The 18,923-nt window shown below is 42.0% G+C and carries 12 protein-coding genes; all 12 read left to right on the top strand.

The genetic code is table 11. The features are described from left to right. Positions 1-330 precede the first annotated feature (330 nt). The 12 genes from AC4E96_RS12245 (at position 331) to AC4E96_RS12190 (ending at position 18,789) form a co-directional block, all read left to right on the top strand. On the top strand, positions 331-1,377 hold the full coding sequence (locus AC4E96_RS12245) for a Kelch repeat-containing protein (protein WP_490256015.1): 1,047 nt from the start codon (positions 331-333) through the stop codon (positions 1,375-1,377). Between the two features lie 179 nt (positions 1,378-1,556). Beyond that, positions 1,557-2,057: a hypothetical protein gene (locus AC4E96_RS12240; protein WP_490256014.1), complete on the top strand. Its 501-nt coding sequence runs from the start codon at positions 1,557-1,559 to the stop codon at positions 2,055-2,057. Positions 2,058-2,172: 115 nt separating this feature from the next. Further along, a complete protein-coding gene (locus AC4E96_RS12235) occupies positions 2,173-3,555 on the top strand; it encodes a TolC family protein (RefSeq protein ID WP_490256013.1) in 1,383 nt (460 codons plus the stop codon). Next, on the top strand, positions 3,545-5,410 hold the full coding sequence (locus AC4E96_RS12230; protein ID WP_490256012.1) for a copper-binding protein: 1,866 nt from the start codon (positions 3,545-3,547) through the stop codon (positions 5,408-5,410). The genes AC4E96_RS12235 and AC4E96_RS12230 overlap by 11 nt, the downstream gene beginning before the upstream one ends. 14 nt (positions 5,411-5,424) lie before the next feature. Continuing rightward, the gene (locus tag AC4E96_RS12225) at positions 5,425-9,318 is read left to right on the top strand and encodes an efflux RND transporter permease subunit (RefSeq protein WP_490256011.1); all 3,894 of its coding nucleotides are present in this window, start codon (positions 5,425-5,427) and stop codon (positions 9,316-9,318) included. Next, entirely contained in the window at positions 9,318-11,180 is a 1,863-nt protein-coding gene (locus tag AC4E96_RS12220) for a 2Fe-2S iron-sulfur cluster-binding protein (RefSeq protein ID WP_490256010.1), read from the top strand. The genes AC4E96_RS12225 and AC4E96_RS12220 overlap by 1 nt, the downstream gene beginning before the upstream one ends. A gap of 38 nt (positions 11,181-11,218) precedes the next feature. Continuing rightward, positions 11,219-11,956 (top strand): MauE/DoxX family redox-associated membrane protein, encoded by a 738-nt coding sequence (locus AC4E96_RS12215; RefSeq protein WP_490256009.1) that lies wholly within the window; start codon positions 11,219-11,221, stop codon positions 11,954-11,956. A 48-nt stretch (positions 11,957-12,004) separates the two neighbouring features. Then, the gene (locus AC4E96_RS12210) at positions 12,005-12,682 is read left to right on the top strand and encodes a hypothetical protein (protein ID WP_490256008.1); all 678 of its coding nucleotides are present in this window, start codon (positions 12,005-12,007) and stop codon (positions 12,680-12,682) included. Positions 12,683-12,839: 157 nt separating this feature from the next. Further along, complete coding sequence (locus tag AC4E96_RS12205) at positions 12,840-16,091, top strand: S41 family peptidase (RefSeq protein ID WP_490256007.1); 3,252 nt, start codon at positions 12,840-12,842, stop codon at positions 16,089-16,091. Between the two features lie 211 nt (positions 16,092-16,302). After that, a complete protein-coding gene (locus tag AC4E96_RS12200; protein ID WP_490256006.1) occupies positions 16,303-16,998 on the top strand; it encodes a hypothetical protein in 696 nt (231 codons plus the stop codon). A gap of 1 nt (position 16,999) precedes the next feature. Next, positions 17,000-17,776 (top strand): DUF3307 domain-containing protein, encoded by a 777-nt coding sequence (locus AC4E96_RS12195; RefSeq protein ID WP_490256005.1) that lies wholly within the window; start codon positions 17,000-17,002, stop codon positions 17,774-17,776. A gap of 50 nt (positions 17,777-17,826) precedes the next feature. Continuing rightward, entirely contained in the window at positions 17,827-18,789 is a 963-nt protein-coding gene (locus AC4E96_RS12190) for an alpha/beta hydrolase (protein ID WP_490256004.1), read from the top strand. The last annotated feature ends 134 nt before the right edge of the window (positions 18,790-18,923 follow it).

The raw sequence follows: 18,923 nt of genomic DNA, 5'->3' as shown, positions 1-18,923 counted from the left end.
CCAAATGGTTGGCTTTGAACAGCCGCTACTACCCGCAAAATTGCGTAAACTAAAATGATAAAAGTGAGTGATGTAATCACTTTATTGTTTTTGACACGTTCTTGAATAGTAGCCATGCTGGTCCATTAATTTATTGTATTTTTCATATTGTTAGCATGGTTAAATACAGGCGTCAATTGACCAGTTTGTGATATAGGCCCTTTATATTTATGAACTAACCGGTGGTTTGATAAGCGTCAGTGACTAGTCCTTAAGACTAAAATACATTAGTCTTGTTACATTATTTTCTTGTCGTGATTTTACCTAGTGCGACTTCTTTTTAGGTGTCTTATGAGTCTTTTATTTTCAGCAGCGTTAGCCTCAGCTTCTGTGGTTGCTAATCTTCCGCCTCTACCAGAGCCCGTCGCCAACAATGCGGTGGCAAAAGTGACAGTGGATGGTCAACCTTATTTTCTGAGCTTTATGGGCCTGGGTGCTGGCAAAACCTACAAAGACGTTCACGATAAAGTCTTTGCGCTTAGGCTAGGTGATAAAACATGGCAAGAAAAATCCAAAGTACCTTCAAGTTTGACGTTGACGGGACGCTTGGCCTCAACCGCGGTTGGCATTGGTGAAAGTGCGTATTTATTTGGTGGTTATACGGTTGCGAGTGATCATACGGAAATTTCAAGTCCAGACGTTTTTAAATACGACGTAAAAACCGATGCTTATACCAAGCTCGCCGGTATGCCCGTGCCGGTGGATGATAGTGTTGCGCTGACTTATAAAGACCGTTATATCTATTTAGTGAGCGGCTGGCACAATGATGGTAACGTCAATTTGACCCAAGTTTATGACATTAAAACAGACAGCTGGCAGCAGGCTTCGCCGTTTTTAGGTAAAGCCGTATTTGGTCAAACTGGTGCCATTAGTGGCAATGTGATGGTTGTGTGTGATGGTGTTGAAACAATTGCTAATCCTGACCGACGTCGTTCTTTTAGCGAGGTTGCTCAATGTCTCAAAGGCACAATTGATCCAAACAACCCACTGAAAATTGACTGGCGTACAACCCCTCATCCAACCGGAAGTGCTCATTATCGAATGGCGGCAGCCAGTTATGAAGGTGACATTTATATGATGGCTGGTTCAGACAACCCTTATAATTACAATGGCATGGGTTACAACGGAACTCCAGCACCAGCAAGTAATCATGTTTGGCGTTTTGATGTTAACACTGACCAATGGCAGGTGATGCCTGTCGCAGAAGAGCCTAGCATGGATCACCGTGGTCTATTAGAACACCAAGGTGTGTTGTATCGCATCGGTGGTATGGATGATAAACAAACTGTAATCTCTGATGTTCTGGGTTATCAAGTTAAGTCTCAGTCAGCAAATTAAGTCTCAATAAATCCCTTAAGGCTAGATAATTAATTTTCGGGCTAAAATATTAAGTAATACGCGTTTAATCGAATTATCTCGGTCAGTAAACAGGGCGGTCGATGCATTTGGAGCGCAATTTGATTTACAAAACAAGGTTGATTGATTAAGCTTTGCTCGTCTTTTAATTTGAGTTTGTTATGCAAAATTCGATTTCTAAAATTGCTGTGGTTGTATTGGTGATGATTGCCTTTGTAGGGCAAGCGTATGCCGATCTCACTGCGTCCTGTGATATGCATACACATAACTCAGATCATCACATGACTTCTCAAGTCTCTAATTCTGATGACATTACAGAATCGAATCTGACACATGCACATCATTCTATGCCAATGACAGAACATCCTATTAGTGAGCAATCTGTTAATGAGCAATCTTCACCAGCGAGTCACGAATCAGCTGCGACTCACGAATTTGGCATGACCCAAGACTTAGTTTTGAATCATGGAGAGATGAGTCATGGAGAGTGCTGTCAGGCTGACTGTTTTTGTCCAGCTAGTGCATGCAGCTCTGTTGGCATTGTAAACTCTGTCCTTAATGCTTCTAACATTATCTATATCAATAGCTGTATTGGCGCTCAATCAAGCTCGTTGACATCAACAGTGCCGTCCTCTTTATACCGCCCACCGATAGCTGCCTAACCTAGGATAAGTCCGTCTTTTTTTCGCCATGAAGTGGCTAAAGTCGGCAAATTTCGATTTACGTTTTTGCTGTTATTGAAAATACAGCTCAGTGTTAAATATTCTGGTGTTCCCCATGAAAAACAAGTTTATACCTATTACGACAAGTCTCTTACTTGCCAGTATTTTAGTTAAAGCGACAGATGCTATTTCTCGAAACGCAGTTTTGAGTAAGACAGTCGTAAATGCCCCTGTAGAAATTGAGCAAAGTGCCGGTTTTATGTCTCTACAAGCGACTATTGACCGCGCCATAACCAATGATCCTTGGTTAAAACTCAGTTACTCAAAGCAACGCGCAGTGGAGTACAAAAGTACGGCCGTAGATAAACTCCCCGACCCAAAGATCTCGTTAACCTTAGCGAATGTGCCAACCGATTCTTGGTCTATGAGTCAGGAAGGAATGAGCCAAGTCAAAGTTGGCGTCTCGCAAATGTTTACCAGGGGCGACAGTTTAGCGTTAAAAGCCAAGCAGTTTGAGATACAAGCATCAGAATTTCCGTTTTTACGCGCTGACAGAACCGCTAAAGTTACCTCTATGGTTTCGGAACTTTGGCTCGATGCGTATGCCGCGCAGCAAACTATCGCCCTCATCAAACAAGACTGGGCGCTATTTGAGCAAATAGCTGAAGTTGCTAAAGCAAATTATTCAAGTGCTCTTGGTAGTGCCAGACAGCAAGACGTAATACGCGCACAGCTCGAAATCATTCAGTTGGAAGACCGATTGATGAGTCAACAGCAAAAACTAGACGCTAATTTAGCGCGTTTAAAAGAGTGGGTTGGTTTTAATCAAATCAATGGAACCGCCACCGCCAAACCGTTTATTTCGATGAATACGCCAGATTCGTTAACACAAGGCCACTATACAAAAAAACAACTCGTAGAGGTGATTCAAAGACACCCAGCACTTAAAGCATTTGATGTAAAAGAAAGAAAACTCAGGACGTTAACTCAGATAGAAAAACAAGCATTCAAACCACGTTGGGGCGTAAATGCAAGTTACGGACACCGAAATGCAATGCAAAACGGTAACGACCGTGCTGATTTGTTTAGTGTTGGGGTTAGCCTTGAGGTTCCTTTATTTAGCCAGAATGAAGTAGAAGCTAAAGTGTCTGCTTCGGTTGCTGAATCAGAAGCGGTTAAAACACAAAAGACGCTGGTTACCCGCCAAATGTTAGCGCAACTTGAGCACGAGCTCGCAAACTTAACGCGTTTGATACAGCGAAAAGAGCTTTATCAAAATCAACTTTTAACCCAAGTCCGAGAACAAGCAGAGGCATATTTGTCCGCCTACACCAATGACGATGGTGACTTTGCCGAAGTCGTGCGAGCGAGAATTGCTCAGCTTAATGCCAACATTGCCGCTTTGAACATCGAAGTTGAGTTATTAAAAACAAAAGCTCGAATTAATTACTACTTTACTGATAGCTCAGCGCAAGAGGCTTCCACTAATGCCAAATAAAAACCAGACGTTAAATAACAATATGAAACTAGTAATTACCTTAATAGTCGGCGTGTTAATGGGCGCTGGCGTTATGCAGTTTTTATCTGATACTCCAGGCTCATCTAACCACGCTCCATCAGACTCTTCACTTAGTGAAGAAAAGAAACCTTTATATTGGGTTGCACCTATGGATGCGAACTATCGTCGTGATAAACCCGGCAAGTCTCCGATGGGAATGGACTTGGTTCCGGTTTATGAAACAACTGATGAAGATGTCAGTGCTGGTACGGTCACTATTGCCCCTCATGTTGTGAATAATTTGGGGGTTAGAACCGCCCCTGTGACAATAGGTCACCAACCAACTGCGATTTCAACAGTCGGATATATTCAATATGACGAAGAGCAATTGGTGCATATTCATCCTCGTGTTGAAGGTTGGATTGAAAAGCTTTTCGTTATTGCCTCTGGTAATCCAGTAGAGAAAGGTCAGCCACTTTACACACTTTATTCTCCACAATTGGTGAACGCACAAGAAGAATTATTGATTGCTCTAAATAGAAATAATAAGGCGTTAATTGCTGCGGCTAAAGACCGATTAAAAGCGCTTAACCTCTCCGATGATTTTGTTGAAAAACTAATGACCACTCGAAAGGTTGAACAAAATATAACGTTTTATTCAAAACGCTCTGGTGTGGTAGATAATTTAAAAATTCGAGAAGGCTTTTTTGTAAAACCGGGCACAACACTGATGAGTATTGCTAGCTTGGACAATGTTTGGGTAGAAGCCCAAGTTTTTGAGAGAGATGCAGCCAACATCAAACCCGGTTTGGAAGTGTCGATGACGTTGGATTACAAGCCTGGAAAAGTTTGGTCAGGTACCGTCGATTACGTTTATCCGACCTTAGACGAGAAAACCAGATCATTAAGAGCCAGGTTAAAATTTGCTAACCCTGATCACCAGTTAAAACCCAATATGTTTGCAAATGTTGTTATAAGCCTACCAAATGATGGTAATGGTCACGTAAATAACGTTAACGGACTTGCGGATGGTGCAACACATGAAATGCACGGTACCCAGCCTTCATCAAACCAAACGGAATCAATTTGGGTACCTAAAGAAGCAGTGATCCGAACAGGAAAGCATAATCGCATCGTGGTTGTCATGGGCGAGGGTCAATTCAAGTCGGTGGAGGTGACCCTTGGCCGAATTACCGATGATCTTATTGAAGTATTGCAAGGTTTAAATTCAGATGATGAAGTGGTGACATCGGCTCAGTTCCTCATTGATTCGGAGTCGAGTAAAACGTCCGACTTTAAACGTATGGAGCCTGATCAGACACCTTTGTCAGTTTGGATGGAAGGTGAAGTAAATACTGTCATGCCTGATCATAGAATGGTCAATATTACTCATGGTCCAGTTGAAGCGTGGGGTTGGCCAGAAATGACGATGGACTTTGATGTCGCACAAAGTGTCGATATTGAATCACTTAAAGCGGGGCAAACGTTGCATTTTGAAGTGACAAAATCCTCAGAGGGTAACTATGAAGTCACTGGCATTCACATCATGTCTGAGCCTCAAAACGAAACTAAGGCGGTTTCTTCTGCTACCGTCAATGGCCAAATAAACTCACTCGATCTTCAAAATAGCGTGATCAACATCAGCCGAGGTCCCATTGAAAAATGGAATAGGGGGCCGGCGACCATGGATTTTGCTATTGCGCCAGATGCCAAACATATAAATATCAGTGACTTTAAAGCTGGTGACAAGATTGTATTTACGTTTGAGATAAGAGACGACTTTGTCATTACTGACATATCTCTAGCTAGGCCTAAACAAGATGGTCCAGAAATGACTGACCATTCTCATCATTAAAAGGACGCAATGTAATGATTGAAGCAATTATAAGGTGGTCTGTTGGGAATCGATTTTTTGTTCTGTTACTGGCCGTAATGATTGGTATTGGTGGTGTTTATTCGCTTAAGAAAACGCCTGTTGATGCGATACCGGACTTATCAGACGTACAGGTGATCATAAAAACGAGCTACCCAGGCCAGTCGCCTCAAGTCGTCCAAGATCAGGTTACCTTTCCCTTAACGAGTGCCATGTTGTCTGTGCCTAATGCAAAAACGGTGCGGGGTTATTCGTTTTTTGGTGACTCTTATATTTACGTCATTTTTGACGATGATACCGATTTGTATTGGGCGCGCAGTCGTGTACTTGAGTATTTGAGTCAAGCCTCAGCAAGCCTACCCGACACAGCCAAATCAGAACTTGGACCGGATGCCACTGGAGTTGGCTGGGTTTATATTTATGCGTTAACGGATCCAACTGGTCAACACGATTTAAGTCAGCTCAGGAGCCTACAGGATTGGTTTTTGAAGTATGAGTTGCAGTCGGTTTCGGGGGTCTCTGAAGTCGCGACGGTTGGCGGGATGGTTAAGCAATACCAAGTTCAGGTTGAGCCAAATAAGCTGCTCGCTTACAACGTACCTCTCAGTCATGTTCAAATGGCGTTGAAGCGAGGAAATAGCGAGTCTGGCGCATCTGTTATCGAAATGGCCGAAGCCGAATATATGGTAACAACCACTGGTTATATAAAATCCACAGAAGATATTGAACAGATTCCGCTGGGCACAACCGTCAATGGCACACCACTGAGAATTGGCGATGTTGCTTCTGTCCAGTTAGGGCCTCAAATGCGCCGAGGCGTAGCCGAGTTGAATGGTGAAGGTGAAGTCGTCGGTGGCATAGTGGTGATGCGTTTTGGCGAAAATGCTCAACAAACGATAGATAAAGTGAAAGAAAAACTTCAATCACTTGAAGCTTCACTACCTGATGGTGTGGAAATTGTTCCTGTTTACGACCGCTCAAAATTAATATCAAACGCCGTTGATAATTTGTGGGACAAACTTACCGAAGAGCTTGTGGTTGTCGCTTTGGTTTGTTTAGTGTTCTTGTTCCACTTACGCTCTTCATTTGTCGCTGTTATCACACTTCCGTTAGGTATTTTGGTGTCATTTATTATCATGCATTTACAGGGCATCAACGCCAATATCATGTCGCTAGGTGGTATTGCCATTGCGATAGGGGCAATGACGGATGGAGCCATCGTAATGATTGAAAACATGCATAAGCATATGGAGGCGTTGAAGAAAAAAGGCATTGAGTTGACGGATGCCAATCGCTGGGAGTTAGTTACCAAATCAGCAAGTGAAGTAGGACCAGCGTTATTTTTTAGTTTGTTAATTATTACGGTGTCGTTTTTACCGGTTTTTATTTTGGAAGCACAAGAAGGGCGAATGTTTGCGCCCCTTGCCTACACCAAAACGTATGCAATGGCGGCAGCAGCCGGATTAGCGGTGACCTTGGTGCCGGTTTTAATGGGCTATTTTATTCGAGGTAATGTGTTACCTGAAAAGCAAAACCCAATTAACCGCGTTTTGATTGCTGGTTACCAGCCACTGCTTCGTAAAGTGTTAGCGTTTCCGAAGACTACTATCGTTACCGCATTATTGGTGACGCTTGTTGGTTTTTGGCCGGTAAATAAGATTGGCAGTGAGTTTATGCCTCCTCTGGATGAAGGCGATCTTATGTATATGCCAACAACGTATCCAGGTATTTCTATCGGTAAAGCCAGAGAGTTATTGCAACAAACGGATAAGCTCATTCGAACGGTACCAGAGGTAGAAAATGTATTTGGTAAAGTCGGGCGAGCCGAGACGGCAACGGATCCAGCGCCATTGACCATGATCGAAACCTTTATTCAGCTAAAGCCCCAAAGCCAGTGGCGCGATGGCGTAACAACCGATTCACTCAAGGCTGAGTTTGATCGACTCGTTAAACTTCCTGGGGTTACAAATGCGTGGGTGATGCCAATCAAAACTCGTATCGATATGTTGGCGACCGGTATTAAAACCCCTGTCGGCATAAAAGTGGCGGGTCCTGATTTAGCCGTTATCGAGGAAATAGGCCAGCAAATTGAGCAGATTTTACCGCAAGTTACTGGAACGGCTTCTGTTTATTCCGAAAGAGTGGCTGGTGGGCGTTACCTCAATGTCGATATTTCTCGTCAACGCGCAAGTCGTTATGGCCTTAATATTGAAGATATTCAACAAGTTGTTTCGACCGCTATAGGCGGCATGAACGTGACGCAAACGGTCGAAGGGCAAGAGCGGTACCCGGTAAACCTTCGGTTTGGTCAAGACTATCGGGATTCACCTGAACAACTCGCTCGCCTGCCTATTATTACGCCAAATGGCCAATACATTGCGTTGGGTGATGTTGCTGATATTAATTTAGAAAATGGACCTCCGGCGATAAAGAGTGAAAACGCTAGAATCAATGGTTGGACATTTATTGATATTGATGGGGTTGATGTTGGTACTTATGTGAGTAATGCTAGTGCTTATTTAGCGGAAAATATAGAATTACCAACGGGTTATTCGATTAGTTGGGCAGGCCAATACGAATACATGGAACGTGCTAAAGAAAAGTTAACCTATGTATTACCGCTGACCTTAGCCATTATTGTCATTTTGTTGTACCTGAACTTCCGCTCTATCAGTGAAGTAGCCATGATCATAGCAACTTTACCGATGGCACTCGTTGGCGGCTTGTGGTTGATGTATCTTGAGGGCTTTAACTTTTCAGTTGCGGTAGGGGTCGGCTTTATCGCATTGGCTGGGGTGGCAGTAGAAATAGGCGTCATCATGCTGGTTTATTTAAATCAGGCGTACCGCCAAGCGTTAGAAGAGCATCAGACGAATGGTAGTGAATTGACTGAGGCTAAGTTGAAAGTGGCCGTCATGGAAGGGGCTGGAATGAGAATTCGCCCTGTCATGATGACGGTGGCAACGATTGTTATCGGTTTGATGCCGATTCTTTACGGCACTGGCACAGGCTCTGAAATAATGAGTCGGATTGCCGCACCTATGGTTGGCGGTATGCTCAGTGCGGTCGTGCTAACGTTAATCGTGTTACCTGCGATTTATTATCTGTGGCGAAGTAAAAAACATTCGATAAATGATGCACCTCCATTCAGTTTATTGAGAGTCAGTCGTAAGTACCATAAGTGGCTAATGGCGTTTGTAGGTGTGCAATTTTTATTTTGGGCATTGACTGGAATGTATATGGTTAGTATGGATATACACCATATACACGGTGAACATATGGTTAAAAACCATGAACAAACCATTAATACCAAACAAGTCTCCTTCGATTTTCAAAACTTAAAAATCAAATATCCTAATGCAACAAATATATCTTTAGAAAAACTTATGGACCGCGCTATTTATCGCTTTACAGATGGTGAGAACGGAAAAATAGCGATCGATGCTCAAACAGGTGTATTGATAAATAAAGTGAATGCAGAAAGGGCGAGAGAAATAGCTACATATTATTACTCTGGGTCGTCCGCAATTGAGCAAGTGGTACTCATGACTTCAAAGGATAATATGCCAGCGGAGCTGTCACCGAGACATTTACCATTTTGGCAGATTACCTTTGAAGGTATTGCAACGCCAACACTTTATATTAGTGAATCTACCGGAAAGGTTGTGGCTAAACGTCATGACTTTTGGCGAATGTTTGATTGGATGTGGCGTTTTCATATCATGGATTACGACGATGGCGAGAACGTATCCAACTGGTTCTTGTTTGTAGTTGCATTACTTGGCGTAGTGGCCGCAATAGCAGGAATAACATTGACTTACTATCGCATCGTCGCCTCTGAACAGAGAAAAGAGCTGGAAGTAAGCTCTCAAAGTGGAGGAGAGCAGTAATGATGGGATCGAAAATAAATAAAGCATTACACAAATGGCTTTCGTTATTAGTTGGATTACAACTCATAATTTGGTTGGTGACCGGCTTATATTTTAATTTGATGGATCATCATTTGGCCAATGGTCACGAGTTTCGTGCCCACTCACATAAAAAAAACAGTAGCCTTGAGCTTGAACTTTTTCCAGTTTCTCAGATAAGTGCGCCTGAACCAGAGCAAGTCAAGCTTCTTTGGTTGTTTACGCATCCTTACTACCATTTTATTTATGAAATGGGGGCGCATAGTTATCAAAAGAAAGAGGCGGAACTATTTGATGCAATAACCGGTAAACCATTTTCTTTGTCTGAATCAGAGGCTAAAAACCTTGCCAGAGACTCATATTCGGGACCTGGAAGAATAGTAGAGGTAAAGCTGTTACAACCTCCATTTGATGAGTATGTATCGCAACAAAATCCAATGTGGCAAGTGACAATTGAGGATAAAAATAATACGACCATCTACTTAGATGACACAACAGGGCAAGTTTTACGTCACGTTAATGATGACTCAAGATTAAAAACTCTCATGATGAAGCTCCATTTCATGGACTATGGAAATAGTGGAGGATTTAACCACTGGTTAATCATTCTATTTGCTTTTGCTACCTTGCTACTCTCAGTTACCGGTGTTACCTGGTTAGTCGAGCAATATAAAAATGGTATGCTGAACATACCTTTTGCAAACAAGCGTCGCGTTATAGGCGTGACCTTTGTCAACAGTAACACGGAGTGTGATATCGACGTAAACTCACACGAAACAGTGTTAGATGGGTTGAACCGCGCACATATATATTTGCCTTCTGCTTGCGGAGGGGGCGGAACTTGTGGAAAGTGCATGTTTAAAACAGTTGGATATCTACCAATTACGGCTGCGGAAAGCGAACAGATTTCAAATGATAAGATTACAAAAGGATATCGCCTTGCTTGCCAGCACAAAATGAAAGAGTTGCAAACGATTGAAGTTGAGACGAGCCAACGTATTACACAACATGAATTAGTAGTGACGGCAACTCGCTTTATAACTCCTTTTATAAAGGAAATCAGATTTAGACCCAAATCTAATGAAACTCTGCAATTCAAGGCTGGTGCTTACATGGAATTTGACATCCCAGCGGGCAAAAGTCACAGCCTTCCAGATGACTTACCTGCTAAATTCGAACATCACTGGAAAAACATAAAACAGTCATCATTTAATCATCAAGGTGCGGTACGGCATTATTCATTAGTTAATTTTGACCAAGAAACCGATGAGTTGGTATTTAACGTGAGATGGCAAGTAGAGTGCGGAGGCGAAAGAGCTGGTATTGGTTCGGTATATTTAGGTTCGTTACAGGTTGGTGAATCGGTCACTGCGAGAGGACCATTTTCAGACTTTTTTGCAAAGGAGCAATCCGTTGAAAGTGGGGTAGAGCCTGTCGGCGATAGCCTACAGCGTATTTTTATTGGCGGTGGCTCGGGGTTGGCACCATTGAGGTCGATCATCTTTGAACAACTCGAAAAATATAGTTATCAGGGACAAATGACTCTTGTGTACGGGGCTAGGACGGAAGATGACCTTTTATACAAAACTTCATTTGAACAACTAGAGAAAAAGTACACCAACTTTAGGTATTTACCTACGTTGTCATCACCAACGGAAAAATGGAGTGGGCGCAAAGGATATGTACAGCACGTATTATCTGAGCTTTTGGCAGAGTATGCACATCTTGAAGATAAAGAGTTTTACCTTTGTGGGCCAATGGCAATGATGGTTGAGGTAGAAAGAGACTTACTGAAACTCGGTGTATCTGATGAACAGATCTTCAAAGACTCATTTAATCGTTAGTTAACTAGGTCTTGTGTAAACCCAAATAAGGAGGATGAATGAATAAACAAGCAACGCTTTATAGAATGGTGACAGATAAACACATCTGTCCTTTTGGAATCAAAGCAAAAGATTTGTTAGAACGTTATGGTTTTGTCGTCGATGACCATTGGCTCAAGTCAAGAGAAGAAACAGATCTTTTTAAAGAGAAACATGACGTTAAAACAACACCTCAAGTGTTCATCAATGGTGAACGAATTGGAGGGTACGATGCGTTACGTGACTATTTAGGCCTCTCGCCCGTCGGTCAAAAGGGGCGCACATATAAGCCTGTGATTGCTATTTTTTCAATTACAGCACTGTTAAGTATTGCATTGAGCTACGCACAATCAGAAGCGATTTTGTCATTCTTGACCCTGATGCAGTTCATTGCACTCAGTATGGCTGTATTAGCGGTACAAAAATTACAAGACTTGTACCGTTTTTCGAACTCTTTTATTACCTATGACTTACTTGGTATGAAGTGGGTTAGATATGCCTACATTTACCCTTTTTTAGAGGCCTATGTCGGTATAGCTATGCTTGCGCAAATACCACCTTTGTTTTATGCGCCAGTATCTTTGTTAATAGGAACTATTGGGGCTATTTCTGTTTTTAAAGCAGTTTATATTGATAAACGTGAATTAAAATGCGCATGTGTTGGTGGTGACAGTAATGTACCTTTAGGGTTTATATCATTAACGGAAAACCTGTTTATGATAGGGGCTGGCGGTTACATGCTTTCTAAAGTGATTTAGTAAGAATAAAACAGCGCCATTACCAACATAAGGCAAAGGGACTGCAACATGGAATCAAAGGAAAGAATCAACAAATATAAAGTTAGGCTGACGGCAATGACCATTGGCCTGGCCATAATGGCCTTGCGAACCTGGATAGACTTACAGCTATTTGACGAATTAGGCCCAACTGGTGGGGCTTTATCGTTAATGGGAAGCTTAACTATCAGTGCGTTCTTGTGGTTGTTTTTAAGCTGGCCTTTATATGTATTTTTGATGGCAAAAAAAGAAGGTAAGAAGAAAAAGGCAACCATTGCGATGTTTGCGGCGTTACCTGCCATTCTAGTGACGGGATTTTTATTTTGGTCGACCCTTCAAACGATGGCTACATTTAAAGCCGCCAGTGACCCAGCCACAAGCCCATCAGAGTTAGCCGCCTTAGTAACAGAAGGTGGCACATATCAATATTCAATCGACAACAGATTGGCGAGAAACCCCAGTACACCTGTCCATACTCTCATTCTTCTCTCTAAAAGAGAAAAGCAAATCGGTACTCTTTTAAATCTGGCTGAGAATCCTAGTACACCAAATGATATTCTTATTAAATTTTCTTACCGAGAGTATCGTGATTGGAATAAAAGCATGTACCTAAATTTGAGAGGTAACCCGAAAGTAAAACGGGGTGAACTGGTATTTGGCAAAAGTCGAATTTTGCATAAAAACCCTGATTGGGAACAAAGCAAGTGATCCATTTGGGCGATTAAAGAATAGTCGGCTAACTTTAACCCTTAAAATCATTCATCTACCTCTAGGTTCGTGTTGGATAATTGCGGTTCGATTTTATTTGGGCAATGATTGAGTGTTGTATTTTAAAACAATTCTAACTAAAAATAGGCAATAAGATATGAAAAGATTGGCCACAAGCCTGCTTATCTCTGTTGCGCTTGGCGCTTCTGCAAGCGATGACTCCGCGTCAAGCCCACTGGTTTTGCAGCCCGAATTAAGCCCTGACGGTTCTCAGGTCGCCTTTAGCTATCAAGGTGATATCTGGACCATGCCCACAAATGGCGGACACGTAAACCGCTTGACGATTCATGAAGGCTACGAGCGCAACCCTAAATGGTCTAAAGATGGCTCAAGCATTGCCTTTAGTAGTGATCGTTTTGGTAACGACGATGTTTTTGTTATGCCAAGTAAAGGTGGTCGCCCAGACCGTCTAACCTATCACAGTGCCCCTGACCGAGTACTTGGTTTTAACAACGATAACCAGGTACTTTTTAACACTCGCCGTATCTATGCCGAAGTAGAGCGAGAGTGGGAAGTCTTCAGTGTTGATACTGCCGAGCAGTCAACCGAATTTAGATTCATGGATGCCTTAGGTTTTGATGCTGTTGTGTCACCTGATGGTAAGAAAATCGCCTTTGTGCGTGGTACTTGCCGTATTGCTCGTGAAGATTATCGCGGTCCAGCAAATCGCAATGTCTGGATTTATCACGTAGACACTGGTAAATACGAACAACTGACTGACTTTGAAGGCAATGATTTCATGCCTCAGTGGTCAAGTAATAACGAGTTGTATTTCATTTCATCTCGCGCCGGTAAATACAATGTATTTAAGCAAAAGCTAGGCTCAAAAAAAGCCGTTCAAGTAACGGATGAAACCAAATTTGGTGTTGAGCATTTCAGTATTGATAACAATGCTAACAGCTTGGTTTATCAAGCCGCCGATAAGTTAGCTTTGGTTAAGGGCGGCAAAACAGAGTCTTTAAATGTGTCGATTCCGACTGACTTCCGTTTTGACCCTGTAACCAATAAAAAGACAACTAATTCAATCAATGAATACAGCGTATCACCGAACGGCAAGTTAGTGTCTTATGCGGTACGCGGCGATTTGTTTGTAAAACGCAATGATAAAAAAGACAAACGCTCCGTTCGTTTAACCACAGGCGCAGCAAGAGATCGCGACGTTACTTGGTTGGATGACAACACATTAGTGTTTGTGTCTGACCGCGATGGTCAAAATGATTTGTTCAAATTGACGTCTGCAGATGACAAAGAGAAAAATATCTTTAAGTCTCTTAAGCATTCAGTGACGCCATTAACTCGCACTGCTGCACAAGAGCGCATGCCTAAAGTTTCACCTAACAGCAAAAAATTGGCTTATCTTGAGGGTCGAGGCAAACTTATCGTCGCCGATGTCAGCAAAGAGCATGAGCTAAGTAACGAAAAGACGTTGTTAGATGGCTGGGCGACACCGAGCGGTGTTAGTTGGTCTCCTGACAGCAAATGGTTGGCGTATTCGAAAGCGGACTTGTCATTTAACTATGAAGTCTTCATTCACGCGGCGGATAACTCCGAACAACCAGTTAATGTCAGTATGCACCCTAAAGGTGACTACAACCCAGTTTGGTCGCCAGACGGTAGCAAACTAGGTTTTGTATCAATGCGTAACAATGGCGATAACGACATTTGGTTTGCTTGGTTAAAAGAAAGCGACTGGCAAAAGTCAAAAGAAGAGTGGAAACGCGATGAGTTTGATGACACACCAAAATCAAAAGTAGCAAAGGCTAATAAGCCAGACGCTAAAAAAAGTGACAAAGACGACGCAGAAAAGTCTGATGATAAAAAAGCGGAACCAAAAGAGGTAGCGCTTCAAATTGACCTAGACGGTATTTACAAGCGTTTAGAACAAGTCACTCGCTTTGCTGGTAATGAGTCTGCCTTTACGTTTGACAAAAAAGGCGAAAACATCTTTTACGCCATTGGTGGAGCAGGGCGTCAAAACTTCAAGATGGACCGTGACCTTTACAAAATCAAATGGAATGGTGAAGACAACAAACTTGTATTGAAAGGCAATAAACGTCCTCGTAGTTTATCGTTGAGTAAAGATGGCAAGAGTGTTTATGCGCTGACAGGCAAGGGCACCTTAATTAAATTAAACTCAAAAACCGGTAAGTCAGAAACGCTAACTACTATTTCAAATCAAAGCATCGAGCACATGGCAGAACGTGCACAAATCTTTGATGAAGCATGGGAAGCATTAAATGCTGGATTCTACGATCCAAACTTCCACGGTAACGACTGGCAAGCCCTAAAAGACATGTACCGTCCGCTTGCGCTAAAAGCCTCAACCAAGGAAGACTTCCAATATGTCTTTAACTTGATGTTAGGTCAGGTAAACGCGAGTCATATGGGCCTATACCGCGGAGAAAACCAAAAGAAAACTCAGAGAACCCGCACGGGTCTAATGGGGGTCGAAGTTTATCCTACAGATAAAGGCTTGATGGTTGTGTCTGTATTGGATAACAGCCCAGCGGCTCGTGAAGATAGTAAATTGATGGTTAACGACGTCATCACCCATATCAACCAAGAGTCGGTAAAAGAAGCTAATTTATATTCACTGTTAAATGGTCAAGCTAAACAACCAGTATTGATTGGCTTAGAGCGAGCTGGTGAAGAGCAAGAAGTTGTATTGTGGCCGACGACTAGTTTGAGTAATGAAAAATACGATAACTGGGTAGAGACTCGTCGCGCGTTGACAGATAAGTTCTCAAATGGTCGTTTGGGATACCTACATATTCGAGGTATGAACTGGACTAGTTTTGAGCGTTTTGAACGTGAACTTATGGCTGCAGGCTACGGTAAAGAAGGCATCGTTATTGACGTTCGTTACAATGGCGGTGGCTGGACAACTGATTACCTAATGGCTGTGTTAAATGTTAAACAGCATGCGTACACGATTCCTCGTGGTGCAGCTGATGACATTAACAAAGAGAATAAGAAGTTCCGTAATGACTACCCATTCTCAGAGCGTTTACCATTATCTGCATGGACAAAGCCGTCAATTGCGATGAGTAACGAAGCAAGTTATTCAAATGCAGAGATTTTCTCTCATGCCTATAAAGCACTTGGTCTAGGTAAGCTAGTTGGCCGCCCAACATTTGGTGCGGTGATCAGTACTGGTGCTCAAGGCTTAGTTGATGGTTCCATTGTTCGTATGCCATTTAGAGGCTGGTGGGTCAAAGACTCAGACGCCAATATGGATTTCACACCAGCGCAACCAGATATCGAGGTATTTAATCCACCGGCATACAAAGCTAAAAACGTGGATCCTCAATTAAAGCGTGCGGTTGAAGAACTGCTCAAGGATCTATAACTCGTCAAAATCTTTGTGATTCAATGGCGTTGGTCATAACTTAAAAACGGCACTATGAAGTGCCGTTTTTTATATAAAATCATGTAAAAGTTGAAATACACCATATGTCGTGTAAATTAAGAAATATACGATTTTTTATGTAATTTAAACGTGGTGTCCAACGCCAACAATAAAATGGATCTTCTTATTGATTAGAAGAAGGAGGCGGCAATTGTTTCAAGCAGTGATAACGGGTGATCTCGTTGCTTCATCTAAACTAAATGCTGCAGAATATGACTGGGCCATGGAGCAATTAGAGTCAGTTCTGTCAGATTGCAATACGTTTCTTAAAGGTCAAGGTGACGCTCAAATTCAAAGTGAAATTTATCGAGGTGATGGTTTTCAGTTGATGACGGATCAGTTTCATCTGTCGGCAACCGTTGCCGTTTTTTTGAAAGTCGGCTTGTTGTCTGACCGGCCCTTTTCAAAACCACTCAATAGCACCATTTCAATAGGCTTGGGCGTTGATACGCGGAAAAATAACGCAACAAGTCTAGGTAGAGTAAATGGTCCAGCGTTTCAGTTATCAGGCCGTGGCTTAGATAAAACCCCTAAGGGTAGTATGTCGTTTCACTGTACTGAGCCGAATGAGTCTGACAGTTCTATTTCGTTGCTTGAAAACACTGTCAGTAAAAGTTTGGCTCTGTGTGACTTAATTGTAAGTGGTCTAACAGAAAAACAAAGCCAGTTGTTATATCAAGACATGAAATTAGGATTTCCAAGTAATTCCGAGTTAGCACTAGCTTTAGGGATGTCCGAGCAAAGTACATCGAATATTAAAACACGTATTGGTGCAAAGACTATCTATCAATATTTGGACATGTTACAAATACTTATACAGCAAACGTATCGACCAACAAGGAAGTAAAATGTTAGAACTCGCCGCACTTTTAATTCTTGCTCATGTGTTGGGGGATTTCTATTTTCAAAGTGCCGACTGGGTGAAAGACAAGGACTCAAAAGGCCTCAAGTCAGGTGCGTTATACAAACACACGCTAGTGCACATGGGGCTAGTTTCTGTAGCTCTTTGGTATTGGGGAGCAAGTTTTAGTCAGCTAAGTTGGGCTGTATTGTTAGTAGGTGTTTCGCACTTTGTGATAGATATGCTTAAAAGCCAGTCCAAAAAGTCACAATCTGCAACGCTATTTTTACTCGACCAAATGGCTCATATCACGGTTTTGGTGATTGTCTTTCTCATGATGTCGCAGTCTAATCTTGATACTGTATTCAAGTTGTTGACCCAGTTATTAACTCCAGAGACTATTTGCATTTTGGCTGGGTATTTATTGGCCTTAAAACCAACCTCAATTTTCATGTCTATGGTACTGGCTAGGTTTATGACACCCACTAAATTTACAAACAGCGAAGACAAAACAAATAGTGAGTCTGAACTAGGTTTAAGGGCGGCAGGAAAATACATAGGTTATTTGGAACGTGTGTTAATTATCACTTTCGTTCTGCTAAATCAATTTGCTGGTGTTGGATTTTTGCTGGCGGCCAAAAGTATTTTAAGAGTGGGTGACCTGCGCGAACAAAAAGATAAGCGGTTGACGGAATACGTTTTATTAGGCACGTTATTGAGTACAACAATTGCGTTGGCAATAGCACTTGGAGTTGGCCAAATAACAGGGTTAAAAGTGAGTTAACAAAATTAAAAACAATGTGCTGTAAGAATAAATAAAGGAAGGGATCCATCATGTTATTTATTACCAACCGACTACCAAAACAATCAGCCAAAAGTAAAAAAAAACGCTCTATCTCATTTGATTATCAAAATACCTCTGTTTCTCAAAACTTATATTTTTGTCGTCGTAATGACGTTGGTGAATATATAGAAATCACCAGTAAACCTTTCTTTTCTGAATTAAAACATCTCCCCAATGAGGCCCAATTATTATTTTATATTCACGGTTTTAATAACAATATGGAGCCCGATATATTTAACAACACAGAAACGTTGCAACGTCAGTTCGATGCTATCCAGCCAAATTTAGTCAAAGTGATCCCTATTATCTGGCCCTGCGACGATGATTCAGTTGCTGCGTTTATTGGCGATTATTGGGATGATCAAGATGCCGCAGACTTGTCTGGGCCTGGTTTTGCCAGAGCGTTATTAAAATTTAATGAGTGGCGACACGATAAAGAACAAATTGTACACCCTTGCTTTAGAAGAATTAATATACTTGCGCACTCAATGGGCAACCGTGTGTTGGTTAATGCGCTTGCACATTTCGCCAGTAAACTGCCAGGGCGTTCGGTTCCACAGCTATTTAGAAACATTTTTATGATGGCAGCTGATGTCAAAAATGAAATTTTGGAACAAGATCAGCGCGGACGTTCTGTTGTTGATTCAAGTCGAAATACACTCGTTTATTTTGCTAATGATGACTTTGCCATGCCAGCGTCAAAAGTGGCAAACCTCAAAAGCATGACGGCTTCCAGGCGTCTGGGAATGACAGGGCCAGAAAATTTGTCGAAGCTACCCAAAACGGTTTACGAAATTGATTGCGATGAGTTTAATAATCAGTTTGATAAAAAGGGCCACACTTATTTTTTGGAAGATTTAAATGGACGACCGAGCCCCGCAATCAAACACATGGCTGACGCCATTCAAACGGGCAGGGTGTCACCAAATGAACGAAGTTACATTCTCAAATAAACGCTTTTAAGATTTAGTTTGAAGTTGAAAGGAATGAATAAAACAGTGAAATCCTTGTCTTAAATCAATCGTTTTTCAATTTAACAAGTAATAAAGTGTTTTTTGTAAGTCATTTATTTATAATGTCGCCACAT

This window comes from Psychrosphaera sp. (assembly GCF_982872775.1).
Note: the sequence above shows the minus strand (reverse complement) of the source record. Positions and strands in the feature narration are given on the sequence as shown.